Source organism: Streptomyces sp. NPDC048182 (assembly GCF_043202555.1).
GTDB lineage: Bacteria > Actinomycetota > Actinomycetes > Streptomycetales > Streptomycetaceae > Streptomyces.
On record NZ_JBIDAQ010000013.1, the window covers coordinates 200,521 to 219,472 of the forward strand.

The following is an 18,952-nucleotide window of genomic DNA, read 5'->3' on the forward strand; positions in this document are numbered from 1 at the left end:
CCGGTACCCCCGCGACGGCGGACTACCGCTCTGCGGGGCCGGCTTCGCGCAGCATGCGCAGGACCGCGCGCTCGGCGGGGCCGTGGGTGGCCGGGACGCCCCAGGTGCCCTCGCCGCCGAGCTTCGGCAGCGCGGCGGCGACCGTGACGCCCTCCTCGTACAGCTCCACGACGCGCGGGTTGATGTAGGAGGCGCGGCAGACGGCGGGGGTGTTGCCCAGGTAGTGGGAGACCTCCCGGGCGGCGTGCGCGACGGCCCGGCGCCGGGCGGTCTCGCTGTGCGCGGTGCCCTGCGAGACGGCGAGCGCGATGGCGGCCATCACGGTGGCGTGCCAGGTGCGGAAGTCCTTGGCGGTGACCTCCAGGCCGGCGATCTCCTTGAGGTAGGCGTTGACGTCGTCGCCGTTGACGTCGTGCCAGTCGGGCCGTGCCCAGTAGGCGAGCAGGCGGTCGCCGCCGCCGCGCCGGCGGTTCAGCGCGGTGAGGGTGCGGCAGGCCAGCGGGTCCACGACGGCCTGCACCTGGTCCTTGCCGTGCTTGCCGGTATAGGTCAGCGTCACCTCCCCGGCGCGGCACTGGGTGTGCGCGCGGGTCAGGGTGGTGAGGCCGTAGCTGTTGTTCAGCTCGGTGTAGCGCTCGCTGCCGATGCGGAAGAAGCCCAGGTCCAGCATGCGCACTGCGGTGGCGAGCACCCGCCGCCGGGACAGGCCGCGGTCGCCGAGGTGGCCCTCGACGGCTTCCCGCAGGGCGGGCAGGGCCTCGGCGACGTCCAGGACGTGCTCGTGCTTGGCGGCCTCCTGCTCGGCGCGGAACTGCGGGTGGTAGAGGTACTGCCGCCGCCCGGCGGCGTCGGTGCCCACCGCCTGGAGATGGCCGTTGGCCCGGGTGCAGATCCAGACGTCCCGCCAGGCGGGCGGGATGACCAGCGCGGTGATGCGCTTGAGCTGGTCCTCGTCGCGCAGTGGCCGCCCGGCCGGGGTCAGATAGCGATGGCCCCGGCCGTGGTGCCGCCGCAGATAGCCCGGATCGGTGGGGCGGCTGTGGTGCAGACGCAACGCTTCCTCCTCGGGGCGCACGCTCGCGGCGGCTGCCGCTGCTCCCTTTGTTCCGCTCCGGGGCGTGCGAAGGATGCGGAAACGGGAGATTTCACATCACCCCCGAGGGGCGCAGTCGTACAGGGTGAAGCTGCCGTCGGTCTGGCGGCCGTAGGCGGTGGGCGGGACGCGCGTGCAGTGCGAGCGCACCCAGCCGGTGGCGGGGGTGGCGCGGCGCTGCGTGGTGAGCAGGGCGTAGCGGAGCTGGTGGGCGGCGACCAGCTCGCCGAGCTGCCCGGAGCTGGGGAAGGGGGTGTTGCCGGTGAAGCCGCCCATGACGAGCATCGGCTCCGAGCTGGCGCGCAGCAGCGGCTCGGCGGTGTAGGCGGCCTGGGTGGCGAGCAGGTACTTCTCGCCGTGGCGGTGTGCGGTGAGGTAGCCGATCAGGGCGGAGTCGCGCGCGCTGGGCCGGCCGAGCCCCCGCCTGCTGGGAGCGCGGTGCGGATGCGCGAGGTAGGACTTGCCGACCGGGCCGGCCGTCGGCGAGGTGACGGCGCCCGCGTAGAGCGGATCGAGGCTGGAGAAGGCCCAGCCGGCCGGCATCACGAGGACCGCCGCGATGCCCGCGGCGAGGGCACCCTGGGTCAGCCGCGGCGAGGTGCGCGGCCCGCGGCTCCACAGGCCCACCACGGCACACAGCGCGAGCATCACGGCGACTGGGAGCAGCCAGGAGAGGAACCCGGTCGGCCGGTCGAGAGCCAGCGCCCACAGCGTGGTCACCGCGATCGCGACCGGCAGCAGCAGGTGCCGTCGGTCGGCCGGCTCGTCCTCCGCCTCGGGCTCGCGGGTGTACTCCGCCTCGTACTCGGCGTGCAGCAGCGCGAACCCGCCGCCGACCAGGGCGGCCATCGCCGGGGCGATGACGGCCGTGTAGTAGGGGTGGTTGCCGTTGGAGACGCTGAACACCCAGACGTGCACGGCCAGCCAGCCGCCCCACATCACGAACCCGGCGCGGGTCGGGTCGGTCCGCGCGCGTCCCTTGCACCGGACGACGCCCAGGACGGCGGCGAGGACGGCGAGCGGCAGGAACCAGGCGACCTGCGGGCCGATCGTGTGGTTGACCAGCATGTCCCAGCCCGTGTTGCCGGACGTGCGGCTGGCGGCGGTGCCCGCGACGGCGCCGAACGCGGTGGGGTCGCTGCCGAACCGGCTCAGGCCGTTGTAGCCGAAGACCAGGCTGAACGGGTCGTTGTCCGACGTCCCGTCGAGATACGGACGGTTGGCGGCCGGCGTCATCCAGGCGATGAGTATCCAGGAGCAGGAGACGGCCAGTGCGACGGCCCCGCTCGCCGCGACGCGCAGGAGCCGCTTCAACGGCGTACCCGGTGCGGCGAGCTGGTACACCGCGGCGAAGACCGGCAGCACCAGCCAGGCTTGCAGCATCTTGGCCTGGAAGGCGAGCCCGACCCACACGCCGCAGAGCATCAGCGGCAGGAGCCGCCCGCTGAGCACCGCCTTCTGCAGGGCCGCCGCCGCGGCCACCAGGAGCAGGGTGAGCGCGGTGTCCGGGATGGTGGCCCGGTTCAGGGCCACGGTGACCGGGGTGACGGTGAGCGCCAGCGCGGCGATCAGCGCGGCGAACGGCCCGGCCCAGGTCCGTACGGTCCGGTGGAGCAGCCAGACGGTGAGCACCCCCTCGATGACGTGGGGGAGCGCGGCCGCCCAGGTGTGCGGACCGAACACGGCGACGAAGAGCGCGTCGGGCCACAGTGCGCCGGGCAGCTTGTCGATGCTGATCGAGCCGGCCGAGTCGAGGCCGCCGAAGAAGAAGGCCCGCCAGCCGCCGGCCATCGAGCGTATGGCCGCACCGTAGAAGGGGTGGAGCGCGGCACGGCCGATACCCCAGGAGTACAGCACCGCGGCGAGGACCAGCACCGCGGCGAGTGCCGGGCGTTCCCAGCGCGGGGCATCCCCCGGCGGGCCGGAGCGGCGCCTCGAAGCCCGGTGGCCTCGCTGCGCTGCGGTGGGCTCGGCAGCGGAGATGGCGGTCATGGCAGGGGTCCTCGGATCAGCGGGTCGGGGGTCGGGCGGCGTGAGCCGGCGGTGATGCGGGGCCGGCGAGGTCACAGACGGCGGGCCGCCCGGAAGCCGCGGGCGTAGAAGTCGGTGCCGTCCAGCAGGGAGTGGCCGGACAGGTCGCCCATCGTCGGGCCGTTGGCCGCGGAGCGGCTGGAGTAGAAGCGGTGCCGGCCCCCGTCGTCCAGGCCCAGGTACATGCCGCAGTGGTCGATGAAGTCCGGCCGGTCCTTGATGATGGCGAAGAAGACCAGGTCGCCGGGTTGCAGCGAACCGAGGTCGGTGGGCGTGCGGCGGTTGTCGGGGATCACCAGGCGGCCGGGGCCGTGGGCGGCGATGGCGTAGGCGCGGCGCGGCAGGCCGGCGCCCGCGGTGTTGGTGTTGTGCAGGGGGATCCCCATGCGGTAACCCCACACCAGGCGTTGGAACCCGGAGCAGTCGACGTCGCCGTAGCGTGCCTTCTCGGGTTGCGCGCGCGTGCCGTCCGGGAAGGTCCAGTCGGCGCCCAGGTAGTCGTAGAAGTCGGACCGCTCGTCGTGGAAGGCGAAGTCCAGTGGATTCTCGACGTCGGTGTTGCGCGGGCCGAAGTGCGCGGTGCCCGCGTAGCGCAGGCCGTGGGAGTCGTGCTTGTCGGCGGCACCGGCGCTGCTGTACTGGAACGACACCGCGAAGACGTCCGGGCTGCTGTCGCCGAGCGTCTTGCCGAACCAGCCGGAGAACCAGTCGGCCTTCTCCATGCCCCGCTGCCAGGTGTGCGGCAGCACCCGTACCCAGGCGTCCGTGGTCACCGTGGCGTCGGTGGTCCGCGGCTCGCTGAAGGTCCGGGAGGGGCCGGTGAACACGGCCGTACGGGCGCCGTCGGTGAAGGTGGCGAGCGTGTCGCCGTCGCCGCCCCGGACCACGGTGCGGTCGGGACCGGACAGCCGCTCGAAGGTGCGCGGGCCGGTGGCCGCGCCGTCCGGGCCGGTGCCCGAGGTGCCGCGGCCGGCGCCGTCCTGGTCGCCGGCCTCGTCCCCGAGCCGCGTCCAGGCGTAGCCGCCCGCCGCCGTGGCGGCGGCCACCCCCGCGATGGTCCGGAACACGGCGCGGCGGGTCGGGCCGCTCTTCCTGCGGTCGGGTTCGCGGTGCATGGCCGGTCCTCCTGTAACGGTGGGTGGGCGGGTCAGCTGGTCGGCAGGAAGCCGATCAGCAGACCGGAGACCAGCACCACATACGTCGCCAGGGTCACGGCCGTGGTGGAGATGACCGTGGCCGCGAGCGGCTGGCGGGACATCTGGTAGGAGACCAGGCCGGGGACGATGAAGCCAAGGGTCTGTGAGGTGTACAGCAACGGGAACTCGTGGCTGAGGGCGAGCATCACGGTGCTCTGCATCAGCACCGCGCACAACACGACGGCGGCGAACAGCCGTTTGCCGTAGATGATCACCGTGCGCTGCACCAGCTTCGTCAGGAAGTACGTCCCCGCCGCCACCGCGACCATCAGTGCGGCCATGCGCACGTCGGTCAGGAGCGTCAGCGCGATCCACCCGGGGGTGATCATGCCGCCGGGGGAGAGGTTGGTGGTCAGGTAGCAGACGAGCGAGAAGATGAGCCCGAGGGCGATCCCGAGCGCGGCGGTCTGTGCGGTGAGATTGGCGGGGATCACGGGTTCCTCGGGGACTGCGTCGGGTCGGGGGAGTGCTGCCGGTCGTCGGAGTCCGGCCGGCCGTGGCGGGCATGGAACCGGCGGGCGAGTTCTTGCTGCTCGGGGATGCGCAGGGCGTACGTCGGGGTCTCCAGCGGCGCCACCCACTGGAACGGCTCCGGCTCGGGCGGCCGGGCGACCGACACCCGGGGCCGTGGCAGGGCGATCTGCAGGGTCTCCTGGTCCAGGCCGTCGCCTCCCACCACGATGTCGAACGGGTCCTCGCGCTCGTCCAGGGGCAGCTCGGCCAGGCACTCCAGGAACCGCTCGCCCTGGCCGTGGATGTTGCCGATCGCCACCAGCGAGGCGTCGGCGCCGAGTTCCTCGAGGATCGCCGCGGTCAGGTCCACGGCGTCCCGGCGGTCGCCGCCCAGATCCACCACGCGCCCGGTGAAGTCGGCCGAGATCGCGTCCCGCGCGCTCTTGGTCGGGTGGCCGATCAGGAACACCGTCTCGGCGCCGAGGTCGGGGACGATCGTGCCCATCTGGCCGTTGCGCTCCACCCGGTCCGGGCGGCAGTTGATGACCACGCTGAGGGGCCGCCTGATCGCGCCCAGGTCCTCCAGCTGCTTGACGTTCATCAGCGTCGACTCGGGGTCGTTGGCCGCGAAGACGTTGGCGAACCGCAGCCGCTTCCCCTCGGGGGTCACATAGCGCTCGACCGACAGCACGCCCGGGTCGGGCGGCGCGTCCCACATGCCCTGCATGGCGGTCTGCCGCTCGATGCCGAGCAGCTCGGCGACGGCGAGCGCGATCGCCACGTTCTCCTTGAAGGTGAACCAGCTGAAGCCGCGCAGTTCGGCGTCGGTCACCGTCTCCGGGTCGACCGCGATCAGCCGGCAGTCCCGCTTGTCGGCCTCCTCCTGGAGGATGTGCAGCCGGTCCCGCTCCGCCGTCACGCACACCCCGCCCACCGGCATCGAGCGGGAGAGCGAACGGGCGACGTCGTCCAGCGTCGGCCCCATCTCCTCCAGGTGGTCCTCGCGGACGTTGCAGAGCACGCCGATCGTGGACCGGATCAGCTTCTCCTGGTTGACCTCCTGCAGCGCGGGCATCACCGCCATGCACTCGATCACCAGCGCGTCGGGACGGTAGGTCGCGGCCCGCCGCACGATGCCGATCTGCTCCACGATGTTGGAGATGTTGAACTTGCGGTAGACCGGCTCCTCGGTGGCGTCCGGATGGATGAACCGGGCCGCGGTGCCCGTGGTCTTGGACACCGTGACCAGGCCGCCGCCGCGCAGCGCGCCCGCGCACAGCCGGGTGATGGAACTCTTGCCGCGGATGCCGTTGACCAGCACCCGCGTCGGTATCTGCTCCAGCGAGGCGAAGTGGCGCCGCTGCTCGACGGCTCCGGCGATCCACAGCGCGGCACTCGACAGGAGGACGATGACATAGAGGAAGAGCACGTCGGTTCCGTCCTTCTACCGCGGGAGGGTGTTCGCGTGAGCGGACCGCGCGGCCCCGGTGACCGGGGCGGACCGCGCGGTGCGGTCGCGTTCCGCCAGCGCCTGGCGGACCAGCTCCAGGCCGCGGGTGATCGAGCCGATCTCGTCGTGGTTGACCGGGTGCAGCACGGTACGGCGGTCCCCGCCGACGAGCCGCTCGGCGAACACGGCGACGGCGCGCAGCGGACGGATCACCACGACGTGCAGCCAGCCCAGACAGGCCGCGCCCAGGCTGAGGCCCAGGATTCCGGCGAGCATGGTGCGCTGCTCGGCCTGGACCGCCGGGATCTGGAGCGCCGCCGCCGGCTCCGCGGTCACCACGTGCCAGCCCAGCCGGGCCGTCGGGCCGCGCTGGGCCAGCGGCGCGGCGGCGTCGACCGACGGGCCCGAGGACGTGCGCGACACCGCCGAGGCCGCGGTGCCGACGGTGCCCGGGGCGGTTCTGGTGGCTCGGACGAGGCGGTTCAGCCCGGACTCGGGCAGCGACTGGAAGGCGCGGTAGCCCACGCTCGACGCCAGCACCTTGTCCTCGCCGTCGGTCACCCAGACGCTGCCCAGCTTCGGCCGCTGCAGCGTCGAGTTGAGCACCTTCACGTCGATCTCCCCGAACAGGACCGTGCCGGTGGCCGCGGTCCCGCCCCCGACGCCGGGGACGGGGGTGTAGGCGGCGATCGCCGGGAGGCGGCCCGAGGTGTTCACCGTGGTGATCCCACTGCCGCCGGGCACCTCGGTGAGGGTGCGCAGCGGTGCGTCACCGACCCTCAGCGTGGTGTCGCCCGAGCGGTCGAGGAGGTACAGCGAACGGTACTGCCGGTGGTCGTCGAGGACCCGCCGCAGCAGGTCCTTCTGCTCGGCCGTCTTGCGGCCCGGCAGCGCCGCGGCCGCCTCGCTCAGGTCGGTGTACGACTGGTCCAGGGACTGCCTGAGGCGGTTCGAGGCGATCTCGGTGCGCGTCTGCTGGTCGGCGAGGACCGCGGCCGGTATCGCGGTGGCCGTGTCCGCCCGGTTCAGCAGGAAGATCATCGGTGCGCCCCAGCAGGCCAGCAGCACCACGCCGGCCACGGCCAGCGCCCGGTAGCCCGGTGCACGCCGGCCCGGGACCTCCGCCGCCGGGGCGCTCTCGCCGGCCAGTTGCCGGCGCAGCGCGTCCAGGGCCCGGCCGATGCGGGCCACTTCGCCGAAGCCGTGCACCGGGACCTGCCGGTGCAGCTCCGCCGACGCGGCCTGGTCGCCGCCGCCGGCGCCCTTGGCCAGGCGGCCGGCGGACAGGTACAGCCGCAGCAGGGGGCGCTGGAGGCAGAATCGCAGCGCGAGTCCGAGCAGCAGCGCGAGCCCGACCAGCACCCCGGCGGCACGCAGGGCGAAACCCGAGTGGTCGACGGGGGCCGTCGTGGCGGGCACCGAGTGCGAGGTGAGCACCACCAGGCCGAGACCGTCGTCCCCACCGGTGCCGGCCGCCTCGTCGACCCGGGCCCAGCCGGCCACCGTGCGCCGGTCGCCGGTGGAAGCGCCGAGCAGACTGCCCGAGGCGTCGGCTCCGTCGTCCGACCCGCCTGCCGCGCGGGCCGCCGCCGCGGGCAGGCCGCGATCGGCCGCCGTCCGCGACGCCGTGCCGTGGGCCGCGGTGGCCAGTGTCGCGCCGCTCGCGTCCAGTACCTCGACGGTGCGTCCGTCGCCGTAGGCGGTGACGGCGGGCAGCGCCTCGCGGACCACCAGCAGCCAGGACCGGTCGGGCCGGTCGGCGAGCGGATCCTGGTCGGGGTCGGCCTGCTGCGCGGGCAGCGTGACGCGGGCGAAGTACAGCAGGTTCCGCGGACCGTCCGACGGCGTCAGCCGCGGCGCGATCGCTCCCCGCCCGGATGCCGTCCGGGCGACGTCGACGCCGGCCAGCGGGACGGCGCTGCCGCCCGCTGCGAGCAGTTTGCCGGTGCGCGCGTCGAGCAGGGCGCTGCCCAGGACCGACTTCCGGCCGGACGTCAGCGCTTTGAGCGTCGCCGTGGGCGTGGACGCGGCCGTGGCGGGGTAGGCGTCGGCCGTGCGGCGTACCGAGGCGGCCTCGGCCTCGACGGAGGTGCGCATCGTGAGCGCCGTGTCCGCGGCGATCTGCTGCTCGCCGTCCGGCACGGCTCGCGGAACGCCGCCGACCGGTATGCGGCCGAGGCTCAGCACGGTCACGGCGGCGACGACGAGCAGGAGTACGACGAGGGAGGCTATGGGCGGGCGCACTCCGCCGAGCATCGGCATATCGGCGCGGCGGCGCGTCCGGTGTCGACGCGGCGCCCGGGGCGTGGCGGGCAGGGCTCAAGTCCTTCGTCTGTGGGGCGTGCGCCTGAATGTTCGATAAGGTGAACATCGTAGCGCTTTGGGATCACGCGACTCCGCCCCGCCCCCCAGGTGTGTCCAACACGACAGCCGGCCGGCTCCCGCGCGGCCCACCACGCGGGTGGGCCGCGGGCATGGGGATCAGCGCACGAACGAGATCTCCGGATAGGACTTGCTGGGTCCGTCGAGCAGGGAGCTGTGCTGGCCGCGCAGATGCTGGTCGAAGAAGGCGGCCAGGTAGACCCGCTGGATCTGGACGGCCCTGCTGGGGTCGATCGTGCCGTACCGCTCCTGGAGCTGGGCCTTCGACAGCCCCAGCAGAGCCGCCTCCTGAGGCACCATCCACTCCTGGTCGCTGAACGACAGGTGCGCCGAGCCGCGGAGCTGGAGGTCGAGCCGGGACCCGGTCAGATGCGACCACAGCGTGCGCCACGACGAGTCGGTGTTGCGGTTGTGGTAGCCGGAGCTGAACAGCAGGAAGGGGCGGCTCAGGTTCTTGCTCGGAGCCGTCCCGAAGAGCTGGCCGTCCAGGTTGGCACCGGCGTCGATCCGGCTGTCCAGCTGCATGGAGTCGACGACCGCCGCGCCGCCCAGCGACCAGCCGAACATCCCGATGTGCGCCATGTCCACCGACTTGGTCAGCCCGGTGGGGAGGGTCGCGTGGTGATTGTCGGGATTGCCCCCCTTGCTGATCTGGCCGAGCGCGTCGATGACGAACTTCATGTCGGCCGCGCGCACCTTGAGCGTGTCGGAGGAGTACGTACCCGCCGGCATCTTGTTGACCTCGAGCCGGTCCCCGGGGAACTGCACCTCATTGGCGTCGTGCGTGTGGTCGACGGCCACCACGAGGTAGCCCCGGCTGGCGAGGTCCTGGATGAGCCCGGTGCCCATCGCACGGTCCGAGTGCAGCCCGGTCGAGTACAGCACGACGGGCAGCTTGCCCAGCGAGGTCTTCACCGGTGCGAGAACGTGGCCGGCGGTCCTCGGCAGGGTCACCTGCTGGGGCGACAGCCCGCGCGAGGCGAGGAAGGAGGCACCGGAGATCGACGGCATCCACGGTGCCTGGTAGTGCCCGGACGTCGCGGTCGCCGGGTAGAAGAGCGACACCATCAACTCGCGCTGCTTGCCCGCCACGTACGGGTCCTTGCGGCTCTTGTCGACCAGGTGCAGTCCGACCATGCCGACACTGTGCTGACCGGTCGGCGCGGGCATCGTGAGCTGCAAGGGGGCACGAGCCGCGCGCGGCGCCGCGAACCCCTCGGAACGCTTCGCCTGGTGGTGCGGCGCCGGCGCGTCGTTCTCCGGCGCCCAGTCCGGGAGCTCGTCGTCCTGTGCGAGCGAGAAGGTGTCGTCGGCCGAAACGCCGGGGGCCTTGCCCGCGGCCGACGCCGGCGCCGCGCTCACACCCAGGGCGAGAGCGACCACACTCGTCGAGCCGGCCGCTGCGGCGATCGCTTTCCGAATGTGGCGCGCGCGGACATGTCTCACGAAACCCCCTAGGCGATGGGCGACCGCAGAACGGGCGGTCGACTTTCGCATACCGTACCGTCACCGCGGCGGCCGCAGGCGCCCTCCCCGGACAACCGCCTCCCGCAGCAGGTCAGCAGGCCCCTTCGTCCTGCCAAGGGCCCCAAGCCGCACCGGGCTTCTCGTTCTGGGTCCACCACTTGGCCTTCCAGTTGTGCCCGCCGTACGCGGCCTCGTCACCGGCGACGTACACCGAGGCCGCGCTCCAGGCCGGCTTGCACGTGGTCGAGGGCGGCGGCGAGGTGGGGCCGGTCGGCGTGGGGGTGGGAGTGGGGGTGGGAGTGCCGGTGGGCGGCGTGGCGCCGGCGAACTTCACGGAGAACTTCGCGAAGTCCCACGCGTTCTGCGCCACGCTGGAGCAGGTGCCGGAGGTGCGCCCGCCGTTGTCCGCAGGGGTGCACTGCCGGTCGCGGTTGAGCGACCAGAAGGTGAAGCGGTCCATGTGGTGGCTCGTCGCGTAGTCGAGCACCGTCTGGAAGTCGGCCTGGGGGAACATCTCGCCGGTGTCGCTGCGCCCGTTCATGCCCGAGAATCCCTCGTGGGCGTAGGCGGTGGCCTGGTCCCAGCCGAAGGTGGACTGCAGGATCTGGTTGAAGTTGGTCAGTGCGGAGGTCTGCGAGGCGGCTCCGTTGAACCCGCCGTCGAAGGGCATGATCGAGAAGTTGTTCGGGGTGAAGCCCTGCGACTTCGCCTCGAGCAGCATCTGCTTGCCGAACCATCCGGTGCCGTCGGCGGTGCCGGCCGTGGTCACCGAGACGTAGAGGCCGGGGTTGTTCTGCTGGAGGATCTTGGCGGCGCCGATCTCGTTGTGGACGGCCGCCGTGTTCTCGTACTCCGGCTCCTCCAGGTCGAAGTCAATGGCGTGCAGGCCGTACTTGGTGATGACCTGCTGGTACGCGGCGGCGGTCGAGGCGGGGTCGGCGCACGCCTGGCCGAGCTTGGTGCCGCCGTACCCGCCGATGGAGACGGAGACGTCACCGCCCCTGGCGCGGATGGTGTCCACGACGCCCTTCACCTTGGTGTCCGAGGCGACGGGCGCCGTACCGTCCCAGGTCGGCGAGCAGCCGCCGCCGTTGGGCGCGAGGACGAAGGCCAGCTGGAAGGCCTTCAGGCCGGTGGCGTCCATGATGGCGGCGGCGCTCGGCGGGTCGTTGTCGAGCGGCATCAGGTACGGGGCGGCGGCGTACCAGCGGTTGTCGAGCACCGTGGTGGCGCCGGAGGCGCTGGTGGCGACGAGGGCGGTGGTCCCGGCGGCCACGGCGGTGACCGCCGTGGCGGCGGCCATGCAGGCGTGCAGACGTCTCACAGTGAGCCTCCTGGCGGGGGGAGCCCGGTCGAAGTCCGGGGTCGGGCTCAGCCTGCGGAGATGAGCGTGACACGTCAACGAGTTGGACTAGACCAAAGAATGAATTGGTCTGGACCATACGTGTGCTTTACCGACGGGCCTTTGCCGAAGGGCCTCCGCGACGGGTCGCTGCCGGTGGGCGCCCGGCGTCGTCGGCGAATGGCCGCTTTGCGTGAAAGTGATTGAAAGGCTCATTGACGGTGCACGTTCGTGCAATCTAGCGTTCGAATCGCGGTGCACGAACGTGACACGTCACCGTCCCCCTGCCCTGCGTCCGCAGACGCGCCCGGGGAGTACGTCCCCCGCTGGGCCGGGGGCGGGAAAGGAAGCCTGTGCGCAGAAGAACCTTCCTCACTGCTGCGGCCTCGCTCACCGCGGCCGGCTGCACCTCCTCGGGCGGCTCGGCCGGGCGGGGCGGCAGCCATCTGACGTACGGCGTCTGGGACGTGGCGCAGCTGCCCGCGATGCGCAAGGCGGCGGACGCGTTCGAGCGGAGCCGCCCCGGGGTGTCCGTGGACGTGCAGCTCACGCCGAACGGCACCTACTGGACCAAGCTGCGCACCGCCTGCACCGGCGGTTCGGCGCCCGACGTCTTCTGGATGAACGGCCCGAACTTCGGCCTGTACGCCGACGCGGGGCAGCTCCTGCCGCTCGAGACCGAGGGCCCCGACGCCGTGCTCGACCCCGCCGCCTTCCCCGCGGACCTCGTCTCCCTGTACCGGTGGAGGAACGTGCAGTACGGGGCGCCCAAGGACTTCGACACGGTCGCCCTGTGGTTCAACAAGGAGCTGTTCGACCGCGCCGGAGCCGACCACCCGAACGCCGACTGGACCTGGCAGGACCTGATCGAGGGCGCCGAGCGGGTCACCGACCGGCGACGCGACGTCTACGGCATCGCCGCCCCGGTGTGGGCGCAGGAGAACTACTACGACTCCATCGCCCAGGCCGGCGGATACGTCATCTCCGAGGACCGCACGACGTCGGGCTACTCGGACCCGCGCACCGTCGAGGGCCTCCGCCTGTGGACCGACCTCATCCATCGCTACCAGGCCGCGCCGACCCTGCAGCAGCTCACCGACACGGACCCCACGCAGATGTTCCAGGCCGGGCGGGTCGCCATGATCCAGGACGCGTCCTACGACGCGGCCGCCTACTGGAAGGACCCGCAGTTCCGCGCGAAGGTCGGCGTGGTGCCGCTGCCCCGCGGGCGTCGCCGGGCGACCGTCATCCACGGCCTGGGCAACGTCGTCTACGCCCGCACCCCGCACCCCGAACTGGCCCGTGACTTCGTCCGCTTCCTCTCCGGCGAACCGGCCTCGCTGCTCCAGGCCCGGCACGGCACGGCCATCCCGGCACACCAGGGCACCCAGCAGCCGTGGACCGAGGCGATGCCGCGCTTCGACCTGAAGGTCTTCCTCGACGCCGTCGACTACGCGGTCCCCTATCCCACCTCCGCCAACACCGCCGCCTGGGGACACAAGGAGCAGCAGATCCTCGCCCGGGCCTGGAGCGGTGACGAGAGCGTCGAGGCTGCGGCCGACCGGCTCGCCGAGGCGATGAACCTCCTGCTCGACCAGGAAAGGAGCTGACGGCCATGGCTCCCCGAGCGACCGTGACCGCCCCGCCCGTCGCACCGCCACCGGCCCCGGACGACGGCGTCCGCCGCACGGACACGCCGCGCGACCAGCGCCGGCGCGAGCGACGCTTCCACCACCGCGACAAGTGGTGGGGCTACGCCTTCATCGCGCCGGCCGGCCTCGGGCTCGCCGTCTTCTACCTCTGGCCGGTCGTCCAGACCCTGTACTACAGCCTCACCGAGTGGGGCGCCTTCGGCGGCACGACCTGGATCGGCCTCGACAACTACCGCACCCTCGTCTCGGACACCGAGTTCTGGCAGGCGCTCACCAACACGCTCGTCTACACGGTGCTGGTGCTGCTCGGCATCCCGCTGTCCCTGCTGCTCGCCGCCCTGCTCAACCTCAAGGGCATGCGCGGAGCCGGCGTCTACCGCACGCTCTACTTCCTGCCGGTGGTCACCATGCCGGCGGCCGTCGCGGTGGTGTGGCGCTGGCTGTACAACGGCGACGTCGGCATCCTCGACCAGGCCCTGTCCGCCGTGGGCCTTGACGGGACCTACTGGGTCTCCGACCCGGCCACCGTGCGGCTGGCCGTCGCCGCGGTCGGCGTGTGGATGACCGTGGGCTACAACATGATCCTGCTGCTCGCCGGCCTCCAGGGCATACCCCAGGACTACTACGAGGCGGCGTCCCTCGACGGCGCGGGCCGGGTGCGGCAGTTCTTCTCGGTGACGCTGCCGCTGCTCAGTCCCACGCTGTTCTTCACCACGGTGCTCTCGGTGATCCAGTCGCTCCAGGTGTTCGACCTCATCTACCTCATCCTCGGCGCCAACACCAACGTGGGCCTCACCAACCCGGCGTACAGCCAGGGCCAGACCGTCGTGATGCTGTTCTTCCAGAAGTCGTTCTTCGACAACCAGCGCGGCTACGGCGCCGCCATCGTGAGCGTCCTCTTCGTGCTCATCATGGCGCTCACGGTGCTGCAGTTCCGGCTCCAGAAGAAGTGGGTGCACTATGCCTAGGCGCGAGCCGGTCCCGGCCGTCAGCGAGTCGGGGACCGGTACCCGGGTGCGGCGGGGCCGCCTGTGGCCGGCGCACGTGGCGCTGTCCCTCGGCGCCGTCGTCACGGTCTTCCCCCTGCTGTGGCAGGCGCTCACCTCGGTGAAGAGCTACGGCGAGTCCATGCGCGTGCCGCCGACCGTATGGCCCGACCACTGGGACTGGTCGAACTACTCCACCGTCTTCGACTCCGTCCCGCTCACCCACCAGTTCGTGAACACCGTGCTCATGGCGGTGCTGCGCACCGCGGCACAACTCCTGCTGTGCTCGCTCGCGGCATACGCCTTCGCCCGGATCCGGTTCCCCGGCCGGCAGGGCATCTTCTACGGGTTCCTCGCCGTCCTCATGGTCCCCGGCCAACTGTTCCTGCTTCCCCAGTACGAGATCATGCAGAACCTCGGCTGGCTCAACTCCCTGCAGGCACTGGTGGTGCCCGGCATGTTCAGTGCCTTCGGCACCTTCCTGCTGCGGCAGTTCTTCCTCGGGCTGCCCGAGGAGATCGAGGAGGCGGCGCGGCTGGACGGTGCCAACCCCTTCACCGTCTACTGGCGGATAGCCCTGCCCCTGGCCCGGCCTGGACTGCTCGCCCTGGGCATCCTGACGTTCCTGTGGTCCTGGAACGACCTGATGTGGCCCCTCGTGGTGAACACCGACCCCGAGGCGATGCCGCTCTCCGCAGGACTCGCCTCGCTCCAGGGCGCCCACCTCACCGACTACCCCGTCCTGATGGCCGGCTCCCTCCTGGCGACGCTCCCGGTGATCGTCGTCTTCATGGTGATGCAGCGCCAGTTCATCCAGGGCATCGCCTTCTCCGGCATGAAGGGCTGAACCATGACCGACACCCCCACCTCCACCTCCGCGGGGGACCTCCGCCTGGCCGTCATCGGCCTCGGGCTGCGGGCCTCGGTGGCCCGGCACGCGCACCGGCCGGGGGAGGGCCAGGCCGTGGTCGCCGCCGTCGACACCGACCCGCGGGCGCACCGGCGGGCCCGGGAATGGTTCGGCGACGAGGTGCGCCTGCACACCGGTCATCGCGAGCTGACCTCGGCGGACGTCGACGCCGCGTTCGTCATCACCCCCGACGACACCCACGAGGAACTGGTCGTCGACCTGCTGGAGGCGGGGATCCCCGTCTTCGTCGAGAAGCCGCTCGCCATCACCACCGCCGGCTGCGACCGCGTCCTCGACACCGCCCGGCGCACCGGCACCCGGCTGTACGTCGGGCACAACATGCGGCACATGCCCGTCGTCCGCACCATGCGCGACCTGATCCGGCGCGGGGAGATCGGCGAGGTCAAGGCGGTCTGGTGCCGCCACTTCGTCGGGCACGGCGGGGACTTCTACTTCAAGGACTGGCACGCCGACCGCCGCCGGACCACCAGCCTCCTGCTGCAGAAGGGCGCACACGACCTCGACGTCATCCACTGGCTCGCGGGCGCGTACACCGAGCACGTCACCGCGCTGGGCGGACTGACCGTCTACGGCGACCTCCCGGACCGCTCCGGCCAGCCGGCCGGCGCGGTGATGCCCGACTGGTACGACCCGGAGAACAACTGGCCGCCGCGCTCGCTGACCGGTCTCAACCCCGTCGTCGACGTGGAGGACCTGTCCATGATGACCATGCGCCTCGAGGGAGGCGTGCACGCCTCCTACCAGCAGTGCCACTACACACCCGACTACTGGCGCAACTACACGGTGATCGGGACGGAGGGGCGGCTGGAGAACTTCGGCGACCACGGCGACAGCGCCGAGGTCCGGGTCTGGAAGCGCCGCAGCGGCTACCGCACCGACGCCGACCTCGTGGTGCCGATGCCCGAGCAGCCGGCCGGCGGACACGGCGGCTCCGACCCCCTGCTCGTCGCCGAGTTCCTGCGCTTCATCCGGGAGGGCGGCGCGACGGACACCAGCCCGGTCGCCGCCCGTGAGGCGGTGGCGGCGGGCTGCGCGGCGACCGAGTCACTGCGCAGTGACGGCAAGCCGGTCACGGTACGCCGACCTCGACCGGAGGTCATCCGCTACTTCGAGCGGGGCCAGCGGGAACCGCTGCCCGACACGGCCGTCCGGCGGTAGACCGCCGTCACCTCCCGGCCGGGCTGCGAGGGCGGGTCCAGTACGCCAGCGTTCGCCATCGGAAGGGTGAGGCCGCCCCCCGCCCCGGCACCGCCGCACCCCCGCGTCCGCTACCATCGAGCGCGCCCCGCGCTCGCACCGGCCCGCCACTCGCACCATCTCGGCACCCAGGTATCCATGCCCCTTGAACCGCTCAAAACCCACCGCGTGCCCCGGGTGCCCAGATCCTGGTGGCCGGCGCTGCGCCGCACGCCCCTTTCGCTGTGGAACGACGACGTGACGGACGACGCCGCGGCCCTGACGTACTACTCCATTCTCGCCGTGCTCCCCGCGCTCCTCGTCACCGTCGTCGCCTTCGCCCGTATCAGCCCGGAGACCGCCCGCTCCCTGATCGAGCACGTGACGGCGTACGCGCCCGGCCAGTCCGGGAACCAACTCCACGACGTTCTCACCCGCATGCTCACGGAGAACTCCACGGCATGGTCGCTGATCGGCGCCGGCGCCGCCAGCGCCGTGTGGCCCGCGTGCAGCTACCTGGCGGTGTTCCGCCGCTCACTGCACCGCATGCACCGCGCCCCGGATCGCCACACCGTCATATCGCGGGCCCACCACATCGTGCTGACGGCGCTCGCTCTGCTGGGACTGCTCGTGCTCACCGCGTTGGTGCTCGTGCTCAGCGGCCCCGTCATCGACGGCATCGGCCGGGCTCTCCACCTGGACGCAGGGGTGTCCGCCACATGGCGGGTGCTGCGCTGGCCAGCCCTGCTCGCCCTCGTCGTGGCACTCGTGTGGGTCGTCTTCCGAACCGGCCCCGGACAGGCCCGACGCAAACGGCACAGCCTGCCCGGCGGCGTGCTCGCCGCGCTGCTCTGGCTGCTCGCGACGGCGGGCTTCACCCTCTACACCGACGTGATCGGAACCTACAGCCAGCTCTACGGCTCCGTGGCCGGCGTCATCGTCTTCCTCGTCTGGCTGTGGCTGTCCAACCTGGCCCTGCTGACCGGGGCACAGTTCGCCGCGGAACTGGCCAAGGGGAGCGACGAGGCTCGCGAACAGCCCGATCCGGCCGCCGCGCCGGGGTCGGCGACGCCCTGATCGCCGGGCCTTGGCCCCCAGCCTTGCCGACGGTGGGGTGTGTGGTGTTCACGGTGGTGCTTCGCTGTCGTCGGGGTTGTGGTTGTTGTCGAGTTGGAGGAGGGCGTGGAGGGTGGCGTTGAGGATGTTCCAGCGTTCGGGTGGGAGGTTGTGGGCTTGGCGTAGGGCGATGCCGCGGATGTCGTGAGGGGTGGCGGTCGTGGTGGGTGGCGTGGGGGGTTTGAGGGTGGTGAGGAGGTGTTGGAGGGTGTGATGGAGGGCTTGGGGCGCGGGGCGGGTGAAGAAGGTTTCGCCCTGGTCGATGTGAAAGACGGTGACCAGGCCGTGGAGGAGTTCGACGCTGGGCATCTTTTGGCCGGCGCAGACTTGGCGGGCCCAGTAGGTGGAGATGCCGAGTTGGCGGGAGATGTGGGCGGCGAGGTCGGACATGGGCCGGCCGGTGTGGGCGAGGTGGGCGTCGGCGAGGGCTTTGATGCGGTTGCGTACGCGTTCGCTGACGGTGTCAGGGGGCGGCCGGCGGCCTTCGAGGAGGGCGCGGACGGTGTCTTCGGGCAGGGCGGTCTGGGCGGACAGTTTTTGGGGGTCGAGCACGTCCGCGGGGTGGATGCCTCGTTGCTGCAGGAGGGTGTGCAGTTGGTTGAGGGTGTCTGCCAGTGGGGGGTCCGGCTCCACCGGGTTCCTTCCTTGGGGCCAGGGGTGTGAGCAGGGGCGACGCGGGCGGCACTTTATCGGCTGCCGGCATGGTTGTTCAACGGGCGTTGCCTGGTGGGTGGTTTGCGGCGGTCTGAGTGCGACAGATCTGCTGTGGGACGACGTCCGGAACTTGTTCGCCCCTGACCTGATGGCGTCGCTGCCGGATGCCCGGGTCGCAGTTCGGCGATGGTCTCGTCGGTGAGCTCGATGCCGCGCAGGGTGTGTTCGGCAGCCGCTTATCGAAGACCCGCTTGCCTGCCATGGTCAGCGCAGTTCCGTGCTGTCCCGGCCTAGTTGGCGTGTCACCAGTTACCGGCATCCACGTTACGAAGAGCCTCCCAGCGAGCTGGTGGTCCTGCCTCTATCAGCGGTCTACCGATGCCTCCGGGCCGGTGACACCACCCCCCCCGGACCATGCGAACTAGAGGGGGGAACAGTCATGCCGGACCGGAGGCCGGGAGCCCCATTGCGGGCTACGAAGACGGTAACGGGGGGCCTTTGGTGCGGTGCCGGGTCCGCGTACGGGTGGCGGACTGTCCGCGGGGCCCCGCCCCATCCCGCATGGGGCGTTGTCGGCGGGGTCGGTGGAGCGTGCCGTGGGGGTTGTGGGGGTTGTGGGGGTTGGAGGGTGGGTGGAGGGGTGCTTGAGGCGTTGGGGTTGTGTGTTGTGGGGGCGGGGTCGGGTTTTCCACACTGGGGGCTTGGGTGTTGTGGGGCGGTCCGGGGGGTGTGGTTCTGGGTTCTGGTTCCGGTCGTTTCCTGTGTTTCTTTTCTTGTGTTTCTTTGTGTGTTTGTGGGGGGGGTGGGGGTTGTGGTGGGTTGTGTGGGGGTGGTGGGGCGTGGGGGGTTGGGGGGTGTGGGGGTGGCGGGGGTGGTGGAGTTTCGGTTGTTGGGGCCGGTGTGTGTGGTGCGGGCGGGGGTGGAGGTTCCGTTGTCGGGGGTGAAGATCCATACGGTGCTTGCGGTGTTGTTGCTTGCGCGTGGTGGGCTGGTGGGGGATGGCCGGCTGAGTGCTGCTTTGTG

At 71.6% G+C, this 18,952-nt stretch carries 14 protein-coding genes; 5 read left to right on the forward strand and 9 right to left on the reverse strand.

The features are described from left to right. Nucleotides 1-22: 22 nt before the first annotated feature. The 8 genes from ACGFZL_RS24570 to ACGFZL_RS24605 all read right to left on the reverse strand — a co-directional run bounded on the left by ACGFZL_RS24570 (nt 23) and on the right by ACGFZL_RS24605 (nt 11,396). The gene (locus ACGFZL_RS24570) at nt 23-1,054 is read right to left on the reverse strand and encodes a DNA topoisomerase IB (protein ID WP_393694746.1); all 1,032 of its coding nucleotides are present in this window, start codon (nt 1,052-1,054) and stop codon (nt 23-25) included. 96 nt (nt 1,055-1,150) lie between these two features. Further along, nucleotides 1,151-3,085, reverse strand: a complete 1,935-nt coding sequence (locus ACGFZL_RS24575) for an ArnT family glycosyltransferase (protein WP_393694748.1) — start codon at nt 3,083-3,085, stop codon at nt 1,151-1,153. A gap of 71 nt (nt 3,086-3,156) precedes the next feature. Beyond that, nucleotides 3,157-4,239, reverse strand: coding sequence for an NlpC/P60 family protein (locus ACGFZL_RS24580; protein ID WP_393694750.1), 1,083 nt, complete (start codon nt 4,237-4,239; stop codon nt 3,157-3,159). 32 nt (nt 4,240-4,271) lie between these two features. Continuing rightward, entirely contained in the window at nt 4,272-4,754 is a 483-nt protein-coding gene (locus tag ACGFZL_RS24585; RefSeq protein ID WP_355171631.1) for a poly-gamma-glutamate biosynthesis protein PgsC/CapC, read from the reverse strand. Next, nucleotides 4,751-6,202 carry a poly-gamma-glutamate synthase PgsB gene (gene pgsB, locus ACGFZL_RS24590; protein ID WP_393694753.1) on the reverse strand — a complete coding sequence of 484 codons (1,452 nt, stop codon included), beginning with the start codon at nt 6,200-6,202 and terminating at the stop codon, nt 4,751-4,753. The genes ACGFZL_RS24585 and pgsB overlap by 4 nt, the downstream gene beginning before the upstream one ends. Before the next feature lie 15 nt (nt 6,203-6,217). After that, complete coding sequence (locus ACGFZL_RS24595) at nt 6,218-8,467, reverse strand: HAMP domain-containing protein (protein ID WP_393694755.1); 2,250 nt, start codon at nt 8,465-8,467, stop codon at nt 6,218-6,220. Nucleotides 8,468-8,704: 237 nt separating this feature from the next. Next, nucleotides 8,705-10,102 carry an alpha/beta hydrolase family protein gene (locus tag ACGFZL_RS24600; protein ID WP_393694757.1) on the reverse strand — a complete coding sequence of 466 codons (1,398 nt, stop codon included), beginning with the start codon at nt 10,100-10,102 and terminating at the stop codon, nt 8,705-8,707. Between the two features lie 61 nt (nt 10,103-10,163). Beyond that, on the reverse strand, nt 10,164-11,396 hold the full coding sequence (locus ACGFZL_RS24605; RefSeq protein ID WP_393694759.1) for a carbohydrate-binding protein: 1,233 nt from the start codon (nt 11,394-11,396) through the stop codon (nt 10,164-10,166). Nucleotides 11,397-11,767: 371 nt separating this feature from the next. Here ACGFZL_RS24605 and ACGFZL_RS24610 point away from each other — a divergent pair, with 371 nt between their 5' ends. The 5 genes from ACGFZL_RS24610 to ACGFZL_RS24630 all read left to right on the forward strand — a co-directional run bounded on the left by ACGFZL_RS24610 (nt 11,768) and on the right by ACGFZL_RS24630 (nt 17,236). Next, nucleotides 11,768-13,024 (forward strand): ABC transporter substrate-binding protein, encoded by a 1,257-nt coding sequence (locus ACGFZL_RS24610; protein ID WP_393694761.1) that lies wholly within the window; start codon nt 11,768-11,770, stop codon nt 13,022-13,024. A gap of 5 nt (nt 13,025-13,029) precedes the next feature. After that, nucleotides 13,030-14,034 (forward strand): sugar ABC transporter permease, encoded by a 1,005-nt coding sequence (locus ACGFZL_RS24615; protein ID WP_355171620.1) that lies wholly within the window; start codon nt 13,030-13,032, stop codon nt 14,032-14,034. Further along, nucleotides 14,027-14,899 carry a carbohydrate ABC transporter permease gene (locus ACGFZL_RS24620; protein ID WP_393694764.1) on the forward strand — a complete coding sequence of 291 codons (873 nt, stop codon included), beginning with the start codon at nt 14,027-14,029 and terminating at the stop codon, nt 14,897-14,899. Before ACGFZL_RS24615 ends, ACGFZL_RS24620 begins: the two co-directional genes overlap by 8 nt. Nucleotides 14,900-14,902: 3 nt before the next feature. Continuing rightward, a complete protein-coding gene (locus ACGFZL_RS24625) occupies nt 14,903-16,141 on the forward strand; it encodes a Gfo/Idh/MocA family protein (RefSeq protein WP_393694766.1) in 1,239 nt (412 codons plus the stop codon). Between the two features lie 177 nt (nt 16,142-16,318). Beyond that, nucleotides 16,319-17,236, forward strand: a complete 918-nt coding sequence (locus tag ACGFZL_RS24630; protein ID WP_393694768.1) for a YihY/virulence factor BrkB family protein — start codon at nt 16,319-16,321, stop codon at nt 17,234-17,236. A 48-nt stretch (nt 17,237-17,284) separates the two neighbouring features. On the opposite strand, the gene ACGFZL_RS24635 is transcribed toward ACGFZL_RS24630, so the two are convergent. Then, entirely contained in the window at nt 17,285-17,908 is a 624-nt protein-coding gene (locus tag ACGFZL_RS24635) for a hypothetical protein (protein ID WP_393694770.1), read from the reverse strand. Between the last annotated feature and the right edge of the window lie 1,044 nt (nt 17,909-18,952).